Origin of the sequence: Natronorubrum sediminis (genome assembly GCF_900108095.1) — an archaeon.
In the GTDB taxonomy this organism is placed as follows: Archaea; Halobacteriota; Halobacteria; order Halobacteriales; family Natrialbaceae; genus Natronorubrum; species Natronorubrum sediminis.
The window spans coordinates 529,941-550,925 of sequence record NZ_FNWL01000002.1; the positions used below are offsets into that span (position 1 = coordinate 529,941).

Below are 20,985 nucleotides of genomic sequence, written 5' to 3' on the forward strand. Positions count from 1 at the left end.
AAGTCCCGATCGAATTGCTAATTTACTGGCTCAGTTAAACAAGCTACAAGTTTAATCCCGTGTTAGAGGAATATCCGCGTCAATGAAATCGTCTTTCTTTCCGACGATCGCTTTTCCGTCTGGGAGTTATTCGTCGTCATCGTGGTCCTCCGTATCTCGTCCGTCGTGAGTAAGACGAAGACAAATTAGTTACCTCATAGTGTAAATAGCAATATCTTAGGCTGGAATCGATGCGATAACGTTTGCATCAACTACCCGAGTCGACCGGTTCAGTCACTTCTGTGCCGTAACGTGAAAAATATCACCAACGCTTTAATTACACATGATTGTGAACACCACGTCACACCATGGCAAATGAATCGTCACCGAGATCCTCGATTGAATCCGGTGCGCAAGATGATCCCCCACTGGCATTACCACAAAATCAGGCCAAGCAAGCACAGCCACAAAGTCAGCCAGTTGACCACTCCTTTCAGGAAGAAGAGTCAACAGAAACTGTCGAGTTGCCGTTGTCGTACGAAGCGTTGTGGACGCTCGGACGGGTCGTTGGGACGATGTTGCTCGTCGGCGTCGGGATCGGTATGTCCAGTTTGCTGACGTGGTTCTGGATTGAATCAGCGATCCTGCCGGAGCAAAGTGGCACTGAGGCCCAAATCGTCGAGGGGTACACGCCATTGGTCTTTCTGATCGCTGCCGCGCTCGCTGCGCCCATCGTCGCTAGCATCGTCGGTTTATTCGAGGGTCGTAAACTATCAACATGGAGCGGAGTCGTGTTGGTCAGTGTCGGTTGTTTCGTCGGTGCCGTACTCTTGGTCTTTGCTGCCGGGATGTTCGTCGGCCTGTCGGGGGCTGGCGGCAATGGTGGACCCAGCCCACTCGACCTCGTCACTCTGGCCGGATTGAGCGGACTCGCCAGCGTGATCGTCGGTACACTCATCACAATTCCTGATGCGGCCTGAACCGCACCGCCTCATTCTGATCTGAGAGCCCATTTTAACTGAATTGAGGCGTTAAGCCCCCTCACTCAGCGAGCACCGACCGAATGCAAGACGCGATCAGGGAGAGGAGACAGTACCTCGATTCAGCACACCGAGCTAACGCTTGTTTTGTACCGGGACGGATGGGATGTCCTTCGAACAGTAACAGCAACTCGATCGCTCGTTACTATTCATGGAGATACTGAAGAGATACTTGCTGCAAACTATGTCGAAGATGACGGTTTTACTCCACTTGAGGCCCTGCACCTCGTCACATCCGGTGACCCACCAATTGTTTCTAGCGAAGGTGCATATGACGGGTAGTCTGAGCGAGTCCGGATCGAGGAGCAAACACAATAGTCGACACTACTGTACGCGATACGGATTCCCGTCGTCCGACCCATTGTCGCCGTCGTCATCCCCCTCGTAGGGTTTTCGTGCCGTGATCGTCACCGTCGCCTCGGGGTCGTCTTCGTCCGCCCAGGGGCTATCGTACGCCGAAATCTCGAGATCGGTGACGTCCCAGCCCTCCGCTTCGACGAGTTCGACTAACTTTCGTTGGTCCTCGAGCATATCGTCGTCCATACTCCTGCGTTTGCGAGTCAGTCGGGTAGGTCTTCCGCCGGCCAATTGCAACTACCTTTCACACCAATACGGCCGTTTTCGAAACCAAAATGAGTTACATAACGGTCCGCGAACCCAGCGAGTTTAAGCGGTTCCGTCTGCAATCAGGTGGCATGCTCACCGACGAGTTCGGGCGGGACGTGACGGGGGTTCGGGTATCCCTGACCGATCGGTGTAATTTCGATTGCGTCTACTGTCACAACGAAGGGCTCGGTGATACCCGCGGGCCGATGGACCCACAGGACGACGAGATGTCGACCGACGACGTCGTTCGGTTTCTCGAGGTCGCAGCCGAGTTCGACGTCGATTCCGTCAAATTCACCGGCGGCGAACCGATGCTCCGACAGGACTTAGAAGAGATCATCGAACGCACGCCGGACCAGATGGAGGTCTCGCTGACGACGAACGGAACGTTCCTCCCCGGTCGCGCTCCGGACCTCGTCGACGCCGGCTTAGAGCGCGTCAACGTCTCTCAGGACGCACTCGACGCGGACGATTTCGCCGCCGTCACGAAGAGTGGGGCGTACGAGAAGGTTCTCGAGGGTGTCGACGCGGCGCTCGAGGCGGGTCTCGATCCGGTCAAACTCAACATGGTCGTGTTCGAGCACACGGCAGGGTACGTGCCGAAGATGGTCGATCACGTCGCAGAAAACGAGGGGCTGCAGTTGCAGTTAATCGAGTACATGCCGGAGCTGACCGGCAAACCGGAGTGGAACATCGATATCCAGCGCGTCCACGACTGGCTGGCCGAACAGGCCGTCGAAATCGAACACCGCGAGATGCACGACCGGAAGCGCTATTGGATCGAAAACGACGACGGCGACGGCAGGGGAATGGTCGAAATCGTCGATCCGGTCGAGAATCCGACCTTCTGTGCGAACTGCCACCGCGTTCGCGTCACCCACGAAGGCTACCTGAAGGGCTGTCTCAATCGCAACGACGACCTCAAATCGATGGGCGAAATGACCAAACCGGAGATTCGCGACGCCTACCGCGACGTCGTCGAGAATCGCGTTCCCTACTACGGCGAGTACATGGTCCAAAACGACGCCGGCGAGTGGGAGATCAACGACGAGTACGTCGGTGAGTACGCCGAGCCCTGAATCCTTCCGACGGAGAACGAAATACCCCCGAGCGGTTGTCGTCGATTACGACCCCGTTCGTTCGGGACGCGTTCCGAGACCGAGAGTGAGGAGGACGATCGCGAGGAGTAACGCGACGATTGCCGTCACGGGCTGCCCGCCGCCTGCAACGCTGTAGACGACGAATCCTGCCGTTCCAGCGACCAACCCGACGAGAAGACTCGAGACCGCGTGGACGGCCTCGAGTCGGATCGTCGTTGCTTCTCGCCCCAGTTGCTCGCCGAGGACGATTGCACTGTGTCCGAGCTCCCACGCGACGATGGCTGCAATTGCGCCGACGACGGTCTGTTCGATGGGAGGCTGTTCGAGGGCGGCGATTCCGACAGCGAGACACAGGAGTACGCCGCCGAGGTAGAGTGCCGTCGACTGCGATCGAGAGAAGCCGACCGCGAACGCGGCGAAGCCGGCGACCGCAACTGGGACTGCCCTGAACGAGCCACTCGCAGCGAGCGCCGAAACGAGGGCTGCGACGATCGAAACGGTCTGTAACGCGACGGTCGGTCGTCGCGTAATCGCGTCGTCGTCCGTCATCGTCGCCCCCTCGAGTATCGTGCGAGCGCCGCATCCAGAGATTCGTCGTCGGGCCAGTCGACGACCGGAATGCCCGCTCGCTGGAGGTCGAGCCGTCTGATCGATCGGGCGACACTCGCGAGTTGCTCTCCGGCGGTTCGGTCGGCCGTCGGATCGGGGCTGACGACGGTCACCGGGTGGCCGTGGGCCTCGAGGGTCTGCGCGAGTTTGGCCGCCTCGAAGTCCAAAAGTGGCGTCACCAACACGAGTTGGCTGTCGGCGGGCAGTCGACGACGAAGCGACCGAAGTTGCCGTCGCCATCGACACTCGGCGGTCGGCGGGCGGGTGTCGAATTGGAGGTGCGTCGCGAGTTGCGAGCGGAACCGCGCCTCGTGATGGCGACCCGAGCCCGGTGGGAGCCAACACGCCTCGACTCCCTTCGAGTCGACGCCGTCTCGAGCGACGGGACCGATCGCAGCGAGCCCGACAGTGTGATCCGTGTCGAAGAGCGTCGCCCCGATTCTGCCACCGGCATCGACTGCTCGGTCGACGGCGTGGGCCGCGTCCGCCTCCGGTGCTCGGTAAGACGCTTTACGCGCGTCGACCAGAACCACGACGCGAGCCGCACGTTCTTCGTGAAACTCGAGCGTCGCGAGGTCGCCCGTCTTCGCTCGCCGCTTCCAGTCGATTCGGTTGAGCGAATCGCCGCTTCGGTACTCTCTGACGGAGTGGATCGTCGTTCCAGCCCCCCCTTTGGCAGTTCGTACCCGCCCAGTAGCGGTCGTCGTCTCGTTTCGAAGTGGAATCTGCGTGGCAAGCGGACGCATCGATGGCTCGCTGGTGAGCGTCGTCTCCGCGGACAGTGAACACTCGAGTTCCGTCGACCGAGACAGGTCACGAACGAACACGAGGGCCGGGTCGAACGTGTGTCGGCCCCGGCGGGCGGTTACAGTGTACTCGTGAACGAGTGATTCACCCGGCCTGAGAGCGGTACCGAGTCGACTCGAGCCGCCCGTTACGGCCAGCCCGTCGGGGACGCCGTCGACGAATCGAAGGTCCGGAACGAATCCGTCGCTTTCGTTCGTAATCGTGAGCGAGACCGTCACGTCGTCGCCGGGTTCGGGATCGTCGTCGCTGAGGGTCCGTTCGAGCGCCAGATCGGGTCTCGAGGGCTCGAGCGCGCGAGCGAAGCCGGCGTAGCCGATCCCGACGACGCCGGCGAGGACGAGTGCGGGTGCGTCGGCGAGGGCCCCGCTGCCGACGGCGAGCAGTGCGATTGCACCGACACCCATCCAGTGATTAGTCGGGTGGCGACGGTGCTGGACGAGACCCTCAGGGTCGGCAGTTGCGTGAACTGATGTCGTGAGTTCGTCGCTCAAGAGTGAGTCGGTCGCCGACGACGATGACCACTCGAAGGTGGGTCGCGACTCCTCCGTACGGAGCGTTCTCCCATCGTCTTCGAGTGGATCGTCATCACGAAGTGCGACGATCGCCGCGACCGTGTGTCGAACGCCGAGTCGAAACGGACTCTCGACAGTCCGAGTGACGACGGACTCGAGTCGCGTTCGAATCGAACGACTCGGCAACTCTTGGGGCGATTTCAGAAAGTCCGTCGCGATCTGATCTGACGACCAGGACCCATTCGCGACTCGTGTGGTAGCTTCGTCCGTGGAAAGTCCCCGGAAGCGAGTCAAGCTAGTGATGGCGGCGCCACGTAAACCGGCTGTAATGCGAGGACCGAGGTCTGCAGACCTGCTCATCAACGCACGGAAGTCGGTGAGGACCGTCGAGATGGAGTAGCCGGGAGTCGGAACGGTGAGTCGGCGCTCAGGATCGGGTGTCTCAGTGTGACTTCGCGAATTGTACCCTCGAGAGAGTATCGAGAGACCAAGTATGACCGTGGCAACTCCGACGAGGACGATCGTCTCGTCCGTCAGCCCGAACCCCGGTGAGTCGACGACGATGGCACCGACTCCGAGGAGGAACGTCGCGACGCCGAGTGCCGTCGTGATGGATTGTCTCCTCACGACAGTTCACCTCGTCCGCCACGGGCGTCAGATCCCTCGCGTTCGTCGGCGTACTCGGCTTCGATCCGCCGAAGCACCTCGATCGCTCGGCGTTCTCGAGTCTGCGTCGTCGCTTCACCGCCGTATCTGACGTCCTCGAACAACCGCGTCAGTTCGTCGACGTCGTCTCGATCCAATCCGGCATCGGTCGCCGCACGAGCAAATTCGCGCGGCGTGCTCGAGGCCGGCCGGTCGACCTCGAGTAACTCGGTCATCTCCCGCCAGGCGCGGTAGACCTCGTTGTCGAACTCGTCGGCCGACTCGAGTCGGTCGGCCGCCACGCCTGCAGCGGTTCCGACGGCAGCGCTCACGTCCACTGGGGATTCCGCGTCGGTTCGGTGATTCGTGTCGAGCCCAGAACGTTCCGTCTCGCTGGCAGAGCGGCCGCGGGTGAGGAACAATCCGCCGAGGAAAATCGCCGCAGTCAACGCGAGTGTAACGAGCAACGGGCCGGGGGAGATGGCAGTATCGGTGTCCGCCGAACCCGCCGCCCCGTCGGAGCCGTCATCACCACCTGCCAGTACCTCTTCTATCGGTTCGACCTCACTCCCGGAAACGGAAACGAACTGAAGGAGCGTATATACGATCACTACGAGAAGAAACACGGCGAGTAGCGTGATCGCGGCGATTTTGACGGCTTCGCGTCTGTGTGCGAGAAAGTACCAGACGACTGCGATTGCCAACACGATGAGAAGCGCGTAGAGTAGGTACTCGAGAAACGGTGGAACCCCACCGTCACCAGCCGATTCGGGGGTCATCGGCTGACCGGTTCCCTCGCCGTCTCCGGGGTCACTTCCGGACCCCGACCCGTCGCTCCCGGACTCGAGCGGTGTGCGAATCGTCGCAGCGACGAGCGCGGTCGCGACGATGGCACAGCACGCGATTGCAATCCGACGGATCGCGAGAGAGTCAGCCACTTGGTATCCCCACGCTGTCGTTGTCGCTATCGTGTCGTCGGACGATAATAAATCGATGCGGTTGCACTCTCGCCTGTACCACCGGTAATCCATCGAAGCGGATCGGACGATCCATGGATTGTGCTGTGGTACCGCGGCGGAAGGGATAACGACGAAACACGGGCCAAACTACCAAAGCGGGCCCAACCCGACGTCGCCACCTTTCGTTGCGCTTAAGTACCCGTCGGCGGTAGGTTTGGCTGCAATACGTGTAGGGGAGCAGTCCCCGAGTCCGTGAGGGCGATGATAGATCACGGTGTTGTGGTAGCCAAGCGGCCCAAGGCGCATGGTTGCTAACCATGTGGCGTCAAGCCTCCGGGGTTCAAATCCCCGCCACAACGTCGGATATGCTGGCGACACGACGTCAGTAATCACTACACCGGCGACTTTCGCCGGTCGGTTTGCAACGCGCGCATACCAGACAGACATACACGACACATGAGCGAGGAAGAACCTCAAGAACAACAGGACGACGAAGATCTCCAGTACTTCGTCCGCATCGGGCAGACTGACCTCGATGGGACGAAGTCCGTCGAGCGCTCGCTCTCGGAGATGAACGGGATCGGTCGACGAACCGCCCGACTCATCGCCGACGAAGCGAGTGTCGACCGAACAGCGACGTTCGGTCGACTCGACGACGACGTCATCGACGAGGTCGTCGAGATCGTAGAGAACTACGCTGCTGAAGTACCAGACTGGCTCAACAACCGCCAGTCGGACTTTTACACCGGCGAGACGACTCACGAGATCGGAAACGATCTCCAGTTGACCCGGCAGCACGATATCAACCGGATGAAGATGATCGACTCCTACAAGGGCTCGCGCCACAAGCGCGGCCAGAAGGTCCGTGGCCAGCGTACCAAATCCACCGGTCGTACGGAAGGTACCATCGGAGTCAACGTCGAAGAAATCCGCGAAGAACAGGCAGAGGAAGCTGCCGCCGAAGAGGAGGATGACGAATAATGCCCCTCGGAACCGATACCAAACAGTACGAGACACCGAATCACCCGTATCAGGGTGAACGCATTGCCTCCGAGCACTCCCTGCTCGACCGCTACGGCCTCTCGAACAAAGAGGAACTCTGGCGAGCACAGTCCGAACTTCGCTCCTACCGGCGCGAGGCTCGAGAACTGCTCGGTCAGGCCCAGGACGACGAGACCGTCATCCGCCGCTCCGAGGAGTTCCTCGGTCGACTCAAACGCGTCGGCATTCTCGACGAAGCCGACGAACTCGGCGACGTCCTCTCCCTGGAAATCGAGGACGTCTTAGAGCGCCGTCTTCAGACGGTCGCCTACCGCAAGGGACTGGCAAACACGCCACAGCAGGCCCGACAGTTCATCGTCCACGGCCACGTCGTGGTCGGTGACCAGCGCCAGCGCATCCCATCGTACGTCGTCGACGTCGACGAGGAGGACCTCGTCGCATTCGACGAAACGAGTCCACTCGCGGACGATCTCCACCCAGAACGAGCGGAGGGTCAATAACATGAGCCAAGACGACGACAAGTGGGGAATCGCCCACGTGCACGCATCGTTCAACAACACCGTCATGACCGTGACCGATCTCACGGGTGCAGAGACGATCGCTAAGTCCTCCGGCGGGACGGCGGTCAAACAGAACCGAGACGAAGCGTCGCCGTACGCGGCGATGCAGATGGCCGAGTCCATCGCTGAGGAGGTCAAGGCTGCCGGTATCACCGGCCTGCACGTCAACGTGCGCGGTCCCGGTGGAAATCTGCAGAAATCTCCCGGTCCCGGTGCACAGGCGACGATCCGCGCACTCGCCCGCTCGGGCATCGAGATCGGACGCATCGAAGATGTCACGCCGATCCCACACGACGGATCGCGCGCACCAAAAGGAAAGGGCGGCTACTAGACCATGACTGAATCGTACGACGTCGAGTTCGTCGAACGCGAGGATCGTGACGCACGCTTCCTCGTCCGCGGTGTAACACCCGCATTCGCTAACGGGATCCGTCGCGCGATGCTCGCCGACGTCCCGACGATGGCGATCGACACCGTTCGGTTCGTCGAGAACTCGTCGGTCATGTTCGACGAGCAACTCGCGCTCCGACTCGGACTCGTTCCGCTGACGACCCCACCCGAGGGAGAGTTCGGCGAGGACGAGGCCGTCACGCTCTCGATCGACGTCGAAGGGCCGGAAACCGCGTATTCGGGCGACCTCGTGTCGAGCGACGACCTCGTCCAGCCTGCGGACGAGAACGTCCCGATCATCGACCTCAAGGACGGCCAACGTCTCGAGGCCGAGGCCGACGCCGTACTCGAGCGTGGCAAAGATCACGCGAAACACCAGGGTGGCGTCGCCGTCGGCTACCGACACCTCCAGCGTGTCGAAGTCGGCGACGATATCCCCGAGTTTGAAGAGCAAGAACCACAGATCGTTCGCGGCGTCATCGAAGACGATGGCGAGCTTATTCCGACGAGCGAATTTGATCACGACCTCTCCCAGCGCTATCCAGGAAAGGAAGTGACGGTCGAAGACGTGCCAAACGCCTTCGTCTTCCGCGTCGAGACTGACGGCTCGTTCTCCGTCGAGGAGATCGTTACTCGAGCCGCTGACTCGATCGAGGCGCGTGCGACCGAACTCGAAGACGCAGTACAGCTGTAAACATGATCCGACGCCCCAACACCTACGCGAACGAGACCGCTACCGGCGCCGTGAGCGACGAGACCGGTACAGCCTCGTTCACTGGAATCGAAAGGGGTTTGAAGGGGCGACGGATAGACAGAAGTGCGAGCAGGGATAGCCAAGTCAGGCCAACGGCGCAGCGTTCAGGGCGCTGTCTCGTAGGAGTCCGCAGGTTCAAATCCTGCTCCCTGCATCCACTTCTATTCAGCCGATCACGATCCGACGACGAGTCGACAGTCAGTCGATCACTGTCGGAGTTCGATCGGCAGTATATCGATTCCAACAGTACTCGAGACACGACCAATCGTGTGCTCGAGCCCGCAGTATTTGGAGGAAATCAATGAGTAGCAAAACCAATCCGAGGCTCAACGATCTCATCGCCGAGCTGAAGTCGACGTCCCGCGAAGCGGACGCCGACGTCTGGCGAGACGTTGCGGATCGACTCGAAAAGCCCCGTCGCACCCACGCTGAGGTGAACCTGGGCCGCATCGAGCGATACGCACGCGAAGAAGAGACTGTCGTCGTTCCCGGCAAAGTGCTGGGATCCGGCGCACTACAGAAGAATGTCACCGTGGCCGCCGTCAACTTCTCTTCGTCAGCAGAGACGAAGATCGATCAGGTCGGCGAGCCAGTACCGCTCGAGCAATTGCTCGAAGAGAACCCAGAAGGATCCGACGTGCGGGTGATTCGATGAGTATCGCAGAATTCGACGCAGACGTCGTCGTCAACGCACGTGACTGTATCCTCGGCCGCGTCGCCAGCGAAGTCGCACAGCGAGCGCTCGACGGCGAGCGCGTCGCCATCGTCAACGCAGAAGACGCCGTCATCACCGGGGACAAAGAGGACGTGTTCGGAACCTACCGAAAACGCCTCGAACTCGGCTCCGACCGTGGCCCCTACTACCCGAAGCGACCGGATACGATCTTCAAGCGCTCCGTTCGCGGAATGGTGCCACACAAGAAGCCACGCGGTCGCGACGCGCTCGACAACGTCCGCGTCTACGTCGGCAACCCCTACGAAGATGACGATGACCGCGAGGCCGAAGTCCTCGAGGGCACGTCGTTGGACCGCCTGTCGAACATCCGCTTCGTCCACCTGGGCGAAGTCTCCGATCAACTCGGTGCTAACGTCACATGGTAACGAATACGAGTGGGAAGAAAAAGACCGCCGTCGCCCGCGCGACCGTCGACGAGGGCGAAGGTCGTGTCCGAATCAACTCCAAACCAGTCGAACTGGTCGAACCCGAAATGTCGCGGCTCAAGATGCTCGAGCCGTTTCGCATCGCTGGCGACGAACTCCGTAACGAGGTGGATATCGACGTTCACGTCGAAGGTGGCGGAATCAGCGGACAGGCAGACGCCGTCCGAACCGCTATCGCTCGCGGAATCGTCCAGCATACGAACGATGCAGAACTCCGCGATGCGTACATGGAGTTCGATCGCTCGCTGTTGGTCAACGACGTTCGCCAGTCCGAACCAAAGAAGTGGGGCGGCCCGGGCGCTCGGGCGCGCTACCAGAAGTCCTACCGCTAAGGTGATTCAAGTATGATGGTACCGGTCCGGTGTTTCACCTGTGGCACTGTCGTCGGCGAACACTGGGAGGAGTTCGACGAACGAGCGAACGAGGGCGACGAAGACCCACAGAAGGTCTTGGACGAACTCGGCGTCGAGCGCTACTGCTGTCGGCGCATGCTCGTGAGTCACACCGACCTCGTCGACGTGGTCTCCCCATACCAGTAACATGCAACAGGAACATCACAACCGCTACGAGAAGGCACGCATTCTCGGCGCACGAGCGCTGCAGGTGTCCTATGGCGCACCGGTGTTGATCGAATCGGAGCAGACCCAACCGATCCTCATCGCCGCCGAGGAGTACGACGCTGACGCGTTGCCGTTTACCGTCAAGCGGGGGTACGATCGAAAATGACGCTCATCACCGACGTTCGGCTCCGACGGATCCTCGACTCGCGGGGGAACCCGACTGTCGAGGCTGACGTCGTCACCGAAAGCGGCGGATTCGGCCGTGCTGGCGCACCAAGTGGTGCCAGTACGGGCGAGTACGAGGCCGTCGAACGGCCGCCTGCGGAGGCGATTGCCGCGGCCCGTGAACACGCTGTGCCGCGACTCGTCGGTGAGGCGTACGCCGGGAACCAACGAGAAGTCGACACCATTCTACACGCTGCAGACGGAACGGACGACTTCTCGAAAATCGGTGCGAACAGTGCGGTCGCCATCTCGATGGCCGCCGCAAAAGCTGGTGCCGACGTGCTCGGCGCACCCTTATTCCAGCACCTCGGTGGTGCGTTTCGCGGCGAGAACTTCCCGGTCCCGCTCGGAAACGTCGTCGGTGGTGGCGAACACGCTGCCGATGCGACCGACATTCAGGAGTTTTTGGTCGCACCAGTTGGCGCACCCAGTATCGAAGACGCCGTCTTCGCGAACGCCGCCGTCCACGGGGTCGTCGCCGATTTGCTCGAGGAACGTGACGTTCCATCGGGCAAGGGCGATGAAGGTGCGTGGGCACCGTCGATCGACGACGAAGCGGCGTTCGAGGTCGTCGACGAGGCGGTCTCGCAGGTCGAAGACGACGTCGGCTTCGAGATTCGATTCGGTCTCGACGTCGCGGCCGCCGAGATGTACGACGCCGACTCGGAAACCTACGAGTACGAGTCTGCGGGCATCAACCGTGACACCGACGAGCAAATCGAGTACATCGCCGACCTCGTCCGTGAATACGACCTCGTCTACGTCGAGGATCCACTCGACGAGAACGACTACGAAGCGTTCGCCGATCTCACCGATAGAGTCGGCGACCGGACGCTGATCTGTGGCGACGACCTCTTCGTCACCAACACCGATCGACTCACTGAGGGCATCGACCAAGGGGCTGGAAACAGCATCCTGATCAAGCCCAACCAGATCGGAACGCTTTCCGACGCCTTCGACGCGATCGAACTCGCGACGGAGAACGGATACGATTCGGTCGTCTCCCACCGTTCGGGCGAGACCGAGGACGCGACGATCGCACACCTCGCCGTCGCGACCGACGCACCCTTCATCAAGACGGGTGCCGTCGGCGGCGAGCGAACCGCTAAACTCAACGAGCTCATCAGAATCGCAGACGACGCGACATGACAGATAACGACGCAACCCAGGAAGGGCTCGACGCTGCCGAGTCGGAGATCGACGAGGAGCCAGCAGAAGGTGCTGGTCCCGCCGCCGACCCCGACGACGACGTCGAGCCAGCCGACGAACAGTCCACCGATGCCGAGGCCGACGCGGCCGACGCTTCGGAAGAACCAGTCACTGGCGAGGACGCCGACGACGCCGGTCCAACCCTCGACGACGACGTAATGTCCGACGAGGAAGCGGATCTCCTCATTCCCGTCGAGGACTACCTCGGTGCCGGTGTCCACATCGGGACCCAGCAAAAGACCGACGACATGGAGCGGTTCATCCACCGCGTCCGAACCGACGGTCTGTACGTACTGGACGTCTCGAAGACCGACGGCCGTATTCGAACGGCCGCGGACTTCCTCGCGAACTACGACCCAGAACAGATTCTGGTCACCTCGAGTCGTCAGTACGGTCGCTTCCCAGCGGAAAAGTTCGCCGAAGCCGTGGGCGCTCGTGCCCGCACCGGTCGCTTCATCCCGGGAACGCTGACGAACCCCAAGTACGACGGGTACATCGAGCCTGATGTTCTCGTCGTCACGGACCCAATCGGTGACGCCCAAGCAGTCAAAGAGGCGATCACGGTCGGGATCCCAGTCATCGCGATGTGTGACTCGAACAACCAGGTCAGCAACGTCGACCTCGTCGTCCCGACGAACAACAAGGGTCGTAAGGCCCTCTCGGTCGTCTACTGGCTGCTCGCCAACGAAGTCCTCGACCGCCGCGGCGCAGAGCCGTCGTACTCGCTCGAGGACTTCGAGAGCATGGTCTAATCCGTTGTAATCGACGCTGTTCGTTTTCGACACTCTGTATTGCCGTACTGGCGCTCACCGTTCCCAGCGAGTGCGAACAAAGGAATTACGTAGCGTCCGGGGCAACGACAGGTATGCTCGAGTCGCTGTTCGACTTCGAAACGGAGAAAATCCCGCTTCCAGTTGTGGCTGCGACAGCGGCACTAATCGCTATCTTTGCCGTTGGGATTCCAATCCGCGTGGTACTCGGATTCGGGTAGACTCTCGCTCGGTACTGTCGCTGGCAATCGAACTCAGGCGCGTTCGAGACACCGTTCGTACACACCGCGGAGACGCGTCCCCATCTCGGCGGTCGTATACTCAGTCACCCGCGTTCTCCCGTCTGAGGGCTCACCACACTCGAGGACTGCTGCCAGTTCCTCGCGGAGTGAGTCCACGTCGTTCGCGATTGCAGAGTTTGATACGTCCTCGAGTACCTCCTGGGCAAAGCCGACGTCGCGCGAGACGACTGGCGTGTTGCAAGCGGCAGCCTCCTTGAGCGACATCGGGCCGCTTTCGAACCGGGAGGTGATCAACACGGCGTCAGCGGCATTGAGATAGGACGGCATTTCGTCGTAGGGCTCGTTGGCGACCGTTCGGAGGGTCACATCGTGCTCGAGTCCGTCGACGACGCGTCGTGCCAGTGGGTAGTTCTTTTCTTCGCGCGACGGTGCGTACGGGAAGAGGACGATCCGTTCGTCGGTGGGCCAACCAACGCGTTCACGCGCCTCGGCTCGAGGAACCGGTCGGAACTGAGTCGTATCGACGGGAAATGGGACGACGTGGCTCGGTTGGTCGACGCGATCTGCCATCGTGTTCGAGGGAACGACGATCCGATCGCTTCGAGCGGTGAACCGTTCGATGATCGACGCGAAGGGGTTGTCTCGATACTCGCCACCCCAGAGAGTCGAGACGACTGGTAACTCGGTTCGTGGGAGCGACGCTGCTGCGACGGCAAAGGGAACGGTGAGGCCGTAATTCGCGTGAACGAGATCGTATTCACCTTTCGACTCGCGCAGTACCTGTGGCAGATACTTCACGTAATCGAAGGGCGTTCGACGACTGACTGCGTCCTCACGAGCACGGTGCTCTCCGGGAACTGGAACGGTCGTCACCTCGATACCGGCGTGCTCGAGAGCGGTCATCTGTGTTTGATAGAAACTGCGCCAATCAGTCGTGGTGAGGCTGAGAACGTGCATATTCCTGATTAGTTTGGAATCGAGTCGTTGCGCTCGTCCCTCGTTGCCTCCGATGTCTGGGGTGTGAGACGGTCCGTCGTCGAAACGCCACGCTCGTGAAGTTGGGAAATCACGTACGCCGTAACGTCTGTCGTCTCCGACAGGAGCGTCTCACGTCGATCCGCCCAGGTCGCTGTAGCAGTCGGATCACGATCGATTCGTTCGATGACCTCGAGCGCCTCGGCTTCTCGACTCGTCCGAAACGATCGAACAAGCCCTCGGTCCTCGAGTTCGCGGAATTTTCCCATTTCGTTCTGGCCAGCAAACGGGCTGATCCGAACGGTTGGCGTGCCGAGAATGCTGGCCTCGAGCGTTGTCGTCGCGACTTCGCCGACGACGATGTCGGCGAACGCGAGTAAGTGATGGAACGCCTCCGGTGGAACGGGAAGGGGTTCACCGCCCATCGGAATCTCATCGTCACCTTCGACGGAGACGTACACGTCGCCGTTCGCTGCAAGCATGTCGGTGATCTCGTGTCGGGATTCGGGCGAGATACCGTTCTTTCCGACGTCGTGATTGCCTCTCCACGCACCGAATCGGAGCACGGCGTATCGGTCGTCGGGGTCGACACCGTGTCGTCTGAGAATCGACTCGTTCGGCTCGAATCGATTCGGGTGGAGATACGCGAGCTCGTGAAATCCTGGGTAGGTGACGTGGTCCCCACTGTATCCCTCACGGAAGCTCTCCGGTGTGTATACCGTATCTGCAAACGGAGTCGTAAGACGGTTCCCACCATTGATTGCCGTCTCGGTGTCGATGTAGACGTGACTCGTCGCACCGACGAGTGTCGCGACGTGTGTCGCTGCGATTCCGTGACTGGAGACGATAACCGCTGGCTCGATTTCACGTGCTCGTTGAAGCAACCGATATTCGTATCGTACCTGCGTCAGCCCCAATCCGAACCACCCGTCGGGTTCCTCACACAGGAGTTCGTACTCGATCCGATAGGCGTCGAGCAGTCGCGTCGTCACACCCTTCTCCCGAGCAAACACGTGCACGTCGTGTCCCACCGCCTCGAGCTCGCAGACAACGTGTTTGAAAAAGTGCACGTTCGCTGCATGTTGAATCGTGATGATGATATCCATACGATCGGCTCGTCTCGGAACTCCCACTACGCAGCCATTATTATCGAATCCATAGAAGCGTCCGACTCTGTGAAATCGACCTCGAGGACGTAACGATCGTCGGATGTAAGACATCACTGTGATGGTATGGCCGGACGTTCGATCTCACGAATCGAACTGGCAATCTATCGTCGCCACCTGATAGGTCGAAGCTGATACCTGCGGACATTTATATACGAAAGCGCGGCCAACCTGGCTATGGATTGGGAGGCCCCTCTCGACGGATGGTACGTCTTTTTGGCCGTGTCCCTCGTCAGCATCGCGGTTGCTGGTCTGGTTCTCGGCCTTCCAACGGGACCACCACCAGACGCGCCCGAAGCAGCCAACGCAATCGAACCGGTTGCCGCGAGCGACAGCGAATCGAGTTCGTCGTGGGAGTACGACGCCGAAACCATCGTTATCGACGGTTCGACGCTCGAGTTAGCGAACGATCACGGCACCTCACACGCGAGTGTAGATTACGACGCCATTGTCGTCCCGGTAAGCGGGTCTGATCGGTTAGAAAACATTACGCACGGCGTCGCGTTCGAAGACGAATACGAAGCGGAACTCGCCGACGGCGATACACATGCGGTCAGCGAGTTCCTCGCGGACGCCGGTGACCGATACGACGAAAACAGTGGCACGGAACTGACCGCAACCGGTGAGTTAGTCACCAGACAGATCAGTGTCGAACCGGATAGCGATTCGCTCGATCCGCTGGTCGAAACTGTCGAGTTCGAGACGACGACGTCCGAATTCGGGATCGGCGGCGCATCCGTTACCGGGATCGGCACCGTCACTGCATCGTACGACGGGGTCGCCGGCAACGAACTCGAGTTACACGTCGACGGCGAGTACGTTGGGCCAGATGGTGAGTCCATCAGCGACGCGAGCGCGTCACAGTTGATCCCCGGCCGAACTGGAACACTCGACGTAGATATCGAATCGTCGAACATCAACCGCCCCGGTAGCGAACCGGTCGATGCGACACTCGAGTTCGACGACGGCGAGACGTGCGAACGTGAACTCGGGTTCGATACGACGAAAACGTGTACGAATTCGATCCCACGAACAGCAGCGTTCGACGATGATGAACCGTTCGTCGACTACAATACAGAGACTGATCACTATCATGTCACACTCGTCAGCGTCTAGAGGCCAGACCGAACCAATCGCCGCACTCTTCGCCGTGATGGCACTCATCGCCGGCGTCGGATTGTACACCGTCTACGTGAGCGATGTCCTCCCGGGAACGAGTGATCGCACCGTCACAGATACCGCCATCGACAACGTTTGGGACGACCTCGAGGACGCCGAGCGTGGCACCTTCCCGGCCTACGAGTACGAATCCGAGATGGACCAAGAGATGCTCGAAGCAATCCAATCCAACTCGTTGCCAAACGGCGAGAACGTATACATAGAGGTCAGGGCCTACGATGACGGTGAATCGACCGTCTTCGCTGCTGCACACTTCGATTCTGACGGCGACGACCTGCGTGACAGACAACTTCAGTCTACCCACAGTGACTTCGGCCCGCCTCGAGCGGCCGGTGAACCGGATGAGACGGACATTTCCACGCGGCCAATCTCTATCGAGGTCACGGAAGCCGACGTCCGAGGTGGGACCGTACACGTGGAGGCCTGGTAATCGTGACCGACTTTCCGTCTGAACGTGGCGTCAGTACGGTCATCGACGTTGCACTCGCACTCCTCCTCATCTCTGCGAGCGTGATGATCGTCGGCTACTATCTCGCAACGACAGCAGACGAATCCCCAGTAGATAGCCACGGACACGAAACGACAGGTGCAGGGCAAACTCACGGCGGCGAAAGTCTCTCTGCGACGCACATGACGGATGTGCTGAGCGAATCCACGATTTCCGTCACGTACAGTATCGAAGACATACGCGACGAAGACGAATTTTCTGAGCCAGTGATTACGAACGACAATACTTACTCGCGAACCGATCACGGTTCACCCCTCGGGTTGCTCGCTGATGCAGCCGTGATGAATTACCAGATCGACGGGGAATCCGTGTTAGCCTACAGTGATGCATACGAGGAGACCGTCGACTGGTCGATTCGTGAGAATCTCGTTGGAACGGAACAGGACTTCTACATCGTCGCCGAGTGGGAACCGTACGACAATGCGACAATCAACGGCACAGCGACAGCTGGCACCCAACCGCCTGCAAATGCTGACGTGTCGAGTACCTCGACGACAGTTTCGAGTGGCTTCTCTCCAATCGACGACGCACACTTCGAAGATTATCAAATCGATGACAACGAATCGTCTGCCGTCACAGCAACAGTCATCGGTGAAGAAATCGTCGATGGTTTCTTCCCTCCAGAATCGTCCCAGTACGCCCTCGAGGACCAAGGCATCAACCGCGAACAAACGGTCTATCAGTATCAATCGATGGCCGGAGCCGTCGGTGAGTTCTCGTTTCGCAGCCCGGACACCCACCCACCATTGACGCGCACCGAAGCAAACGCACAAGCGGCTAATCGAAATCTCCTCGTCGGGCAGGAAGGCGGGTACGATGCTACCGACGCCGACGCCTTTGGGGCGTGGCTCGCGTCAGACCTCGAGGACGCGTTCGAATCCGAGTTCGAGGAACTCGACGACAACGACGACGAAACCGACCGCGACGAAAAGCAACTCGAGGCAATTCTCGATGAAACATCGACCGATACGGTCACGATTACGATTCAGACCTGGAACGAATGAGACGCACTCGCTCCCAGACGATTTCGATTGCATCAGACGACAGAGCACGGATTCCGTTCGCGATTATCGGCGTCTTACTCCTCGTGAGTTCGATCATGATCGTCGCGATACTCGAGACCAGAGACGAACCGGAAATCGACACCAGCACGGAGAGGGCAATCGACCGTGGCGAGGCGTATGCGACTAGCGAAATCCGTCACGCAACCATACGCGCGAGTGACGACGTCGTTCAATCTCCACTCACGACCGTTGATTCGGATCTAGAGGATGTGATAGACGAAGAGAATGCGTTCGAAGACCAGACGAAACTCACCATTCTCGCCGAAGCCACCGCGTCCCTCGAGGGCAGACACCAAGACGTCGGGCAGGGACAGACGGTCTCGATATCGCTCCCAGCAGTCGACGACTGGACCGATGAAACCGACCTCGAGGGTGCACTCGAAGCCGTCGACATCGAGGCGGAGGACGGCATCATGGATGTAACGATCAACGATGTCGAGATCACTGTTCGAGACGAGGATGGCAATGTAGCGGCGGAACATTCCCGCGATATTACCGTGTCGGTCGGGACCACCATGATGGAACTTCACGAACACGTCGAGGACTACGAGGAGCACCTCAACAAGGGGATGATCGAGAGCATCGACGACCGAGAAGGCTATGGTTACGATTTGGCGAAGCGAATGTGGCCACTCACCTGGGGGAAAGCCTATTACGATCGGTTATTGGGTGATCCAGCGGACCGAGCGTTCGAAAACGTCACACCGAACGACCACACGGAAGTGATGGCCAACGATGCTCGGTTTACAGCCCAACAGGAGGCATTTGGTACGCAAGATGACTACGCCAATCGTGTCATGGCCGGCCCGCAACTGTGTATGGCTTACGACCTCTCTGAGGATGCACTCGATTTAGACTACAATTTCGACAATATCGCGGCCCAACTGCATCCTGACGAGGACGTCGACACCGTCGATGCGCTGTGTGAGGAAGGGATCGTTTCACCGGATGGCGAACTTCCTGACATGCCGACCATCGAGGAGCTCATTGTCGGCATGCTCGAGGGAGTTGACATGGAAGGGGAGATTCAGGGACACGTCTTTGCAGATATGGCTATGCACGAGATGGAGGCCGATCTTAATGAGGGTGACCTCGAGAGCGAGATGCGAGAGCCGCTCAACGATACGTCTACGTTTACTGAAGCATATCTCGAGGACTACTATGGTAATAGTGAAAGGTCTGAAAACATTGATGAAGATGACCATGACGACGAATCTATTGCCAATATTGGAAACATTCAAAACGATTTGGAAAGCATTCGGGAGACTAGTATTGAAGAAGTAGATAATACGGAAAACGTCGTTGAAAGCATCTATTCTATTGACACAGGTATCGGGGAAGGGTATAATAGTCCAAGTAGAGATGGCCCCGCTTATCCTCCAACACCTACACTTAATCCAGATGAGTATGACATCGACAACTTATCTGAGATGGACCCGACGTACACGTCTTCTGTTGAGGATGTGGGCGCCAATATCAACGAGGTTGGTTCGGATAATGGTGACTCGAGTTTAGAACGGTCACTAGTCGATGTAGATATTAACGTCGAAATGAGATATGGTACGACTGGCCGGTGGAACGACACCAACACGAATTCTTCGCCAGATGTTACAAGGTCAGATTTTACGACAACGAACTACACGACATCTTTCGAATTAGATGGCGAGATTGCACCAGACATAGAAATTACCCCACACAGCGTCGAACACGTTCTCGATAGTGGTGGGACACCAGATCCATACGTCGGTGGATCACCGACAAATTGGGAGGGTGCATCTGAAGCCGTAACTGAAGAGTACTTCGGACAACGTATCGATAGTGATGCAGAGTTAGAAGAATGGGTTGAATCGAGATCGGATACCATCGAATCCGTCGACGATTTTGAGGATGCGATCAATTTCGAGAGAGGGTTCGACGAAGAAGTTCAACTGTCGCCCCGAAGCGCTGACGAACTTCAGACAGAAATTGTACACGACGATCTCATGGACGTTCACCTCGAGGTAGTCCAAGAAATTGAACCGGTCAAGGCAGACATTATGGAGATGCTCACCGCCGAAGAGAGTCCGATGCGCGAGATTGAGGAGAACATCGAAGAGGTAGAACGACAGTACGTAACCGAGACTGACGACTTCGAGAACGCACCAGATGTCGCTACGATGGAGGCTCGTCAGGTGTACTTTAATAGCATGTACGACTACGTCGATGAATTGGCGACCCATCACGAACAGATTTCGACCGGCGGTGGGAATCTCATCGACGATTTGCTCGGTGGAATGCTCGACTCTGCAAACGACCTCATCGGTGGGCCGATGGACCTCCTCGATGAGATGCTCGGCTCAGGTGAAGAACTGCTTCAAGACGAGGGTGGCTCTGAAGTCGACACTCCGGACGTACTCAACGACGTTCACATCGATGTCGATGGTTCTCCGACGTATCACTCCTCACAAACGACGGTCAACCAAACAGAAGTGCCAGCAGTTCGAGAAGAGGGTGATGGTCCACTCGATATTGACGAAAACGCTGAATTTGCTCCGATGGGTGCTGCCTACGAGAATCAAGTTGGATTCCCTGGTTTTCCCTTGATTCCGTGGCCGCCTCTGTTCTACCTGCAAGTCGATGCCTGGGAAGTCGAACTCGAGGGAGAGTACACACGGTTTGAAGTTCAGGCAACGAGTGGTGATCCTTCCTCGACTGGCACGACGACGTATGTTCGTGAAGACAAGGACGTATCGCTAGAAACACCAAGTGGAAGCGAACTCGAGTTGGGTTCGAGTGACGCTATTAGCTACGAAAATAGTCAAACAATCATGGCTGTGGTGCCTGCTCCACAGTTTATGCCACAAGGTGCGCCAGGTGTTGGTGATAATGAATATGGCGAAGCCCCTGGTGAAGCATGTTCGGAATTTTGGAATGATGTTGGGGCAGATGCAAAGACTAACTCTGGGGAAAATTGCTTCTAGAAT

The 20,985-nt window shown here is 58.9% G+C and carries 23 protein-coding genes and 2 tRNA genes; 19 read left to right on the plus strand and 6 right to left on the minus strand.

Features of this window, described 5'->3' with window-relative positions:
- The first annotated feature begins 347 nt into the window (after positions 1-347).
- Positions 348-959: a hypothetical protein gene (locus BLW62_RS09875; protein WP_139305399.1), complete on the plus strand. Its 612-nt coding sequence runs from the start codon at positions 348-350 to the stop codon at positions 957-959.
- A gap of 384 nt (positions 960-1,343) precedes the next feature.
- Here BLW62_RS09875 and BLW62_RS09880 read toward each other — a convergent pair whose 3' ends face one another.
- A complete protein-coding gene (locus BLW62_RS09880) occupies positions 1,344-1,562 on the minus strand; it encodes a hypothetical protein (RefSeq protein ID WP_090506903.1) in 219 nt (72 codons plus the stop codon).
- A gap of 152 nt (positions 1,563-1,714) precedes the next feature.
- Here BLW62_RS09880 and moaA point away from each other — a divergent pair, with 152 nt between their 5' ends.
- Positions 1,715-2,704: a GTP 3',8-cyclase MoaA gene (moaA, locus tag BLW62_RS09885; protein ID WP_090506904.1), complete on the plus strand. Its 990-nt coding sequence runs from the start codon at positions 1,715-1,717 to the stop codon at positions 2,702-2,704.
- A gap of 45 nt (positions 2,705-2,749) precedes the next feature.
- Here the strand turns inward: moaA and BLW62_RS09890 are convergent, their stop codons facing one another.
- From BLW62_RS09890 to BLW62_RS09900, 3 genes are read right to left on the minus strand one after another with little or no spacing between them, the layout of a single operon-like run.
- Positions 2,750-3,274, minus strand: a complete 525-nt coding sequence (locus BLW62_RS09890; protein WP_090506905.1) for a DUF7519 family protein — start codon at positions 3,272-3,274, stop codon at positions 2,750-2,752.
- Complete coding sequence (locus tag BLW62_RS09895; protein WP_245726703.1) at positions 3,271-5,280, minus strand: DUF58 domain-containing protein; 2,010 nt, start codon at positions 5,278-5,280, stop codon at positions 3,271-3,273. Before BLW62_RS09895 ends, BLW62_RS09890 begins: the two co-directional genes overlap by 4 nt.
- Positions 5,277-6,236 carry a DUF4129 domain-containing protein gene (locus BLW62_RS09900; protein ID WP_245726704.1) on the minus strand — a complete coding sequence of 320 codons (960 nt, stop codon included), beginning with the start codon at positions 6,234-6,236 and terminating at the stop codon, positions 5,277-5,279. Before BLW62_RS09900 ends, BLW62_RS09895 begins: the two co-directional genes overlap by 4 nt.
- Before the next feature lie 297 nt (positions 6,237-6,533).
- On the opposite strand from BLW62_RS09900, the gene BLW62_RS09905 reads away from it, so the two are divergent.
- From BLW62_RS09905 to rpsB, 13 genes are all read left to right on the plus strand, one after another.
- Positions 6,534-6,616: transfer RNA gene (locus BLW62_RS09905), tRNA-Ser, on the plus strand.
- A gap of 97 nt (positions 6,617-6,713) precedes the next feature.
- A complete protein-coding gene (locus BLW62_RS09910) occupies positions 6,714-7,238 on the plus strand; it encodes a 30S ribosomal protein S13 (RefSeq protein WP_076582413.1) in 525 nt (174 codons plus the stop codon).
- On the plus strand, positions 7,238-7,759 hold the full coding sequence (locus BLW62_RS09915; protein ID WP_076582415.1) for a 30S ribosomal protein S4: 522 nt from the start codon (positions 7,238-7,240) through the stop codon (positions 7,757-7,759). The genes BLW62_RS09910 and BLW62_RS09915 overlap by 1 nt, the downstream gene beginning before the upstream one ends.
- 1 nt (position 7,760) lies before the next feature.
- Positions 7,761-8,150, plus strand: coding sequence for a 30S ribosomal protein S11 (locus BLW62_RS09920; protein ID WP_076582417.1), 390 nt, complete (start codon positions 7,761-7,763; stop codon positions 8,148-8,150).
- A 3-nt stretch (positions 8,151-8,153) separates the two neighbouring features.
- On the plus strand, positions 8,154-8,903 hold the full coding sequence (locus tag BLW62_RS09925) for a DNA-directed RNA polymerase subunit D (protein ID WP_090506907.1): 750 nt from the start codon (positions 8,154-8,156) through the stop codon (positions 8,901-8,903).
- Positions 8,904-9,032: 129 nt separating this feature from the next.
- Positions 9,033-9,117: transfer RNA gene (locus BLW62_RS09930), tRNA-Leu, on the plus strand.
- Positions 9,118-9,264: 147 nt separating this feature from the next.
- Positions 9,265-9,618 carry a 50S ribosomal protein L18e gene (locus tag BLW62_RS09935; protein ID WP_076582420.1) on the plus strand — a complete coding sequence of 118 codons (354 nt, stop codon included), beginning with the start codon at positions 9,265-9,267 and terminating at the stop codon, positions 9,616-9,618.
- Positions 9,615-10,064 (plus strand): 50S ribosomal protein L13, encoded by a 450-nt coding sequence (locus BLW62_RS09940; protein ID WP_090506908.1) that lies wholly within the window; start codon positions 9,615-9,617, stop codon positions 10,062-10,064. Before BLW62_RS09935 ends, BLW62_RS09940 begins: the two co-directional genes overlap by 4 nt.
- Positions 10,058-10,456, plus strand: coding sequence for a 30S ribosomal protein S9 (locus BLW62_RS09945; RefSeq protein ID WP_076582423.1), 399 nt, complete (start codon positions 10,058-10,060; stop codon positions 10,454-10,456). Before BLW62_RS09940 ends, BLW62_RS09945 begins: the two co-directional genes overlap by 7 nt.
- A gap of 12 nt (positions 10,457-10,468) precedes the next feature.
- The gene (locus BLW62_RS09950) at positions 10,469-10,663 is read left to right on the plus strand and encodes a DNA-directed RNA polymerase subunit N (protein WP_076582425.1); all 195 of its coding nucleotides are present in this window, start codon (positions 10,469-10,471) and stop codon (positions 10,661-10,663) included.
- Between the two features lies 1 nt (position 10,664).
- A complete protein-coding gene (locus tag BLW62_RS09955; protein ID WP_076582427.1) occupies positions 10,665-10,850 on the plus strand; it encodes a DNA-directed RNA polymerase subunit K in 186 nt (61 codons plus the stop codon).
- Complete coding sequence (eno, locus tag BLW62_RS09960; RefSeq protein WP_090506909.1) at positions 10,847-12,058, plus strand: phosphopyruvate hydratase; 1,212 nt, start codon at positions 10,847-10,849, stop codon at positions 12,056-12,058. Before BLW62_RS09955 ends, eno begins: the two co-directional genes overlap by 4 nt.
- Positions 12,055-12,870 carry a 30S ribosomal protein S2 gene (gene rpsB / locus BLW62_RS09965; protein ID WP_076582430.1) on the plus strand — a complete coding sequence of 272 codons (816 nt, stop codon included), beginning with the start codon at positions 12,055-12,057 and terminating at the stop codon, positions 12,868-12,870. Before eno ends, rpsB begins: the two co-directional genes overlap by 4 nt.
- A 272-nt stretch (positions 12,871-13,142) precedes the next feature.
- On the opposite strand, the gene BLW62_RS09970 is transcribed toward rpsB, so the two are convergent.
- Positions 13,143-14,033 carry a glycosyltransferase family 4 protein gene (locus tag BLW62_RS09970; protein ID WP_394328162.1) on the minus strand — a complete coding sequence of 297 codons (891 nt, stop codon included), beginning with the start codon at positions 14,031-14,033 and terminating at the stop codon, positions 13,143-13,145.
- A 62-nt stretch (positions 14,034-14,095) separates the two neighbouring features.
- Positions 14,096-15,211 (minus strand): DUF354 domain-containing protein, encoded by a 1,116-nt coding sequence (locus BLW62_RS09975; protein WP_090506911.1) that lies wholly within the window; start codon positions 15,209-15,211, stop codon positions 14,096-14,098.
- 237 nt (positions 15,212-15,448) lie between these two features.
- Between BLW62_RS09975 and BLW62_RS09980 the strand changes: the two genes are divergently transcribed.
- From BLW62_RS09980 to BLW62_RS09995, 4 genes are read left to right on the plus strand one after another with little or no spacing between them, the layout of a single operon-like run.
- Positions 15,449-16,387, plus strand: coding sequence for a DUF7283 family protein (locus tag BLW62_RS09980; RefSeq protein WP_090506912.1), 939 nt, complete (start codon positions 15,449-15,451; stop codon positions 16,385-16,387).
- Complete coding sequence (locus tag BLW62_RS09985) at positions 16,365-16,880, plus strand: DUF7285 family protein (protein WP_245726705.1); 516 nt, start codon at positions 16,365-16,367, stop codon at positions 16,878-16,880. The genes BLW62_RS09980 and BLW62_RS09985 overlap by 23 nt, the downstream gene beginning before the upstream one ends.
- Positions 16,881-16,882: 2 nt before the next feature.
- Positions 16,883-17,962: a DUF7284 family protein gene (locus BLW62_RS09990; RefSeq protein WP_245726706.1), complete on the plus strand. Its 1,080-nt coding sequence runs from the start codon at positions 16,883-16,885 to the stop codon at positions 17,960-17,962.
- Positions 17,959-20,982, plus strand: coding sequence for a DUF7286 family protein (locus BLW62_RS09995; protein ID WP_090506914.1), 3,024 nt, complete (start codon positions 17,959-17,961; stop codon positions 20,980-20,982). The genes BLW62_RS09990 and BLW62_RS09995 overlap by 4 nt, the downstream gene beginning before the upstream one ends.
- Positions 20,983-20,985 lie beyond the last annotated feature (3 nt).

What these genes read in the sequence shown, in the direction of transcription:
- BLW62_RS09875 (WP_139305399.1), top strand. Translation starts at nt 348, where the DNA reads ATGGCAAATGAATCGTCACCGAGATCCTCGATTGAATCCGGTGCGCAA.
- BLW62_RS09880 (WP_090506903.1), bottom strand. Translation starts at nt 1,562, where the DNA reads ATGGACGACGATATGCTCGAGGACCAACGAAAGTTAGTCGAACTCGTC.
- moaA (WP_090506904.1), top strand. Translation starts at nt 1,715, where the DNA reads ATGCTCACCGACGAGTTCGGGCGGGACGTGACGGGGGTTCGGGTATCC.
- BLW62_RS09890 (WP_090506905.1), bottom strand. Translation starts at nt 3,274, where the DNA reads ATGACGGACGACGACGCGATTACGCGACGACCGACCGTCGCGTTACAG.
- BLW62_RS09910 (WP_076582413.1), top strand. Translation starts at nt 6,714, where the DNA reads ATGAGCGAGGAAGAACCTCAAGAACAACAGGACGACGAAGATCTCCAG.
- BLW62_RS09915 (WP_076582415.1), top strand. Translation starts at nt 7,238, where the DNA reads ATGCCCCTCGGAACCGATACCAAACAGTACGAGACACCGAATCACCCG.
- BLW62_RS09920 (WP_076582417.1), top strand. Translation starts at nt 7,761, where the DNA reads ATGAGCCAAGACGACGACAAGTGGGGAATCGCCCACGTGCACGCATCG.
- BLW62_RS09925 (WP_090506907.1), top strand. Translation starts at nt 8,154, where the DNA reads ATGACTGAATCGTACGACGTCGAGTTCGTCGAACGCGAGGATCGTGAC.
- BLW62_RS09935 (WP_076582420.1), top strand. Translation starts at nt 9,265, where the DNA reads ATGAGTAGCAAAACCAATCCGAGGCTCAACGATCTCATCGCCGAGCTG.
- BLW62_RS09940 (WP_090506908.1), top strand. Translation starts at nt 9,615, where the DNA reads ATGAGTATCGCAGAATTCGACGCAGACGTCGTCGTCAACGCACGTGAC.
- BLW62_RS09945 (WP_076582423.1), top strand. Translation starts at nt 10,058, where the DNA reads ATGGTAACGAATACGAGTGGGAAGAAAAAGACCGCCGTCGCCCGCGCG.
- BLW62_RS09950 (WP_076582425.1), top strand. Translation starts at nt 10,469, where the DNA reads ATGATGGTACCGGTCCGGTGTTTCACCTGTGGCACTGTCGTCGGCGAA.
- BLW62_RS09955 (WP_076582427.1), top strand. Translation starts at nt 10,665, where the DNA reads ATGCAACAGGAACATCACAACCGCTACGAGAAGGCACGCATTCTCGGC.
- eno (WP_090506909.1), top strand. Translation starts at nt 10,847, where the DNA reads ATGACGCTCATCACCGACGTTCGGCTCCGACGGATCCTCGACTCGCGG.
- rpsB (WP_076582430.1), top strand. Translation starts at nt 12,055, where the DNA reads ATGACAGATAACGACGCAACCCAGGAAGGGCTCGACGCTGCCGAGTCG.
- BLW62_RS09970 (WP_394328162.1), bottom strand. Translation starts at nt 14,033, where the DNA reads ATGACCGCTCTCGAGCACGCCGGTATCGAGGTGACGACCGTTCCAGTT.
- BLW62_RS09975 (WP_090506911.1), bottom strand. Translation starts at nt 15,211, where the DNA reads ATGGATATCATCATCACGATTCAACATGCAGCGAACGTGCACTTTTTC.
- BLW62_RS09980 (WP_090506912.1), top strand. Translation starts at nt 15,449, where the DNA reads ATGGATTGGGAGGCCCCTCTCGACGGATGGTACGTCTTTTTGGCCGTG.
- BLW62_RS09985 (WP_245726705.1), top strand. Translation starts at nt 16,365, where the DNA reads ATGTCACACTCGTCAGCGTCTAGAGGCCAGACCGAACCAATCGCCGCA.
- BLW62_RS09995 (WP_090506914.1), top strand. Translation starts at nt 17,959, where the DNA reads ATGAGACGCACTCGCTCCCAGACGATTTCGATTGCATCAGACGACAGA.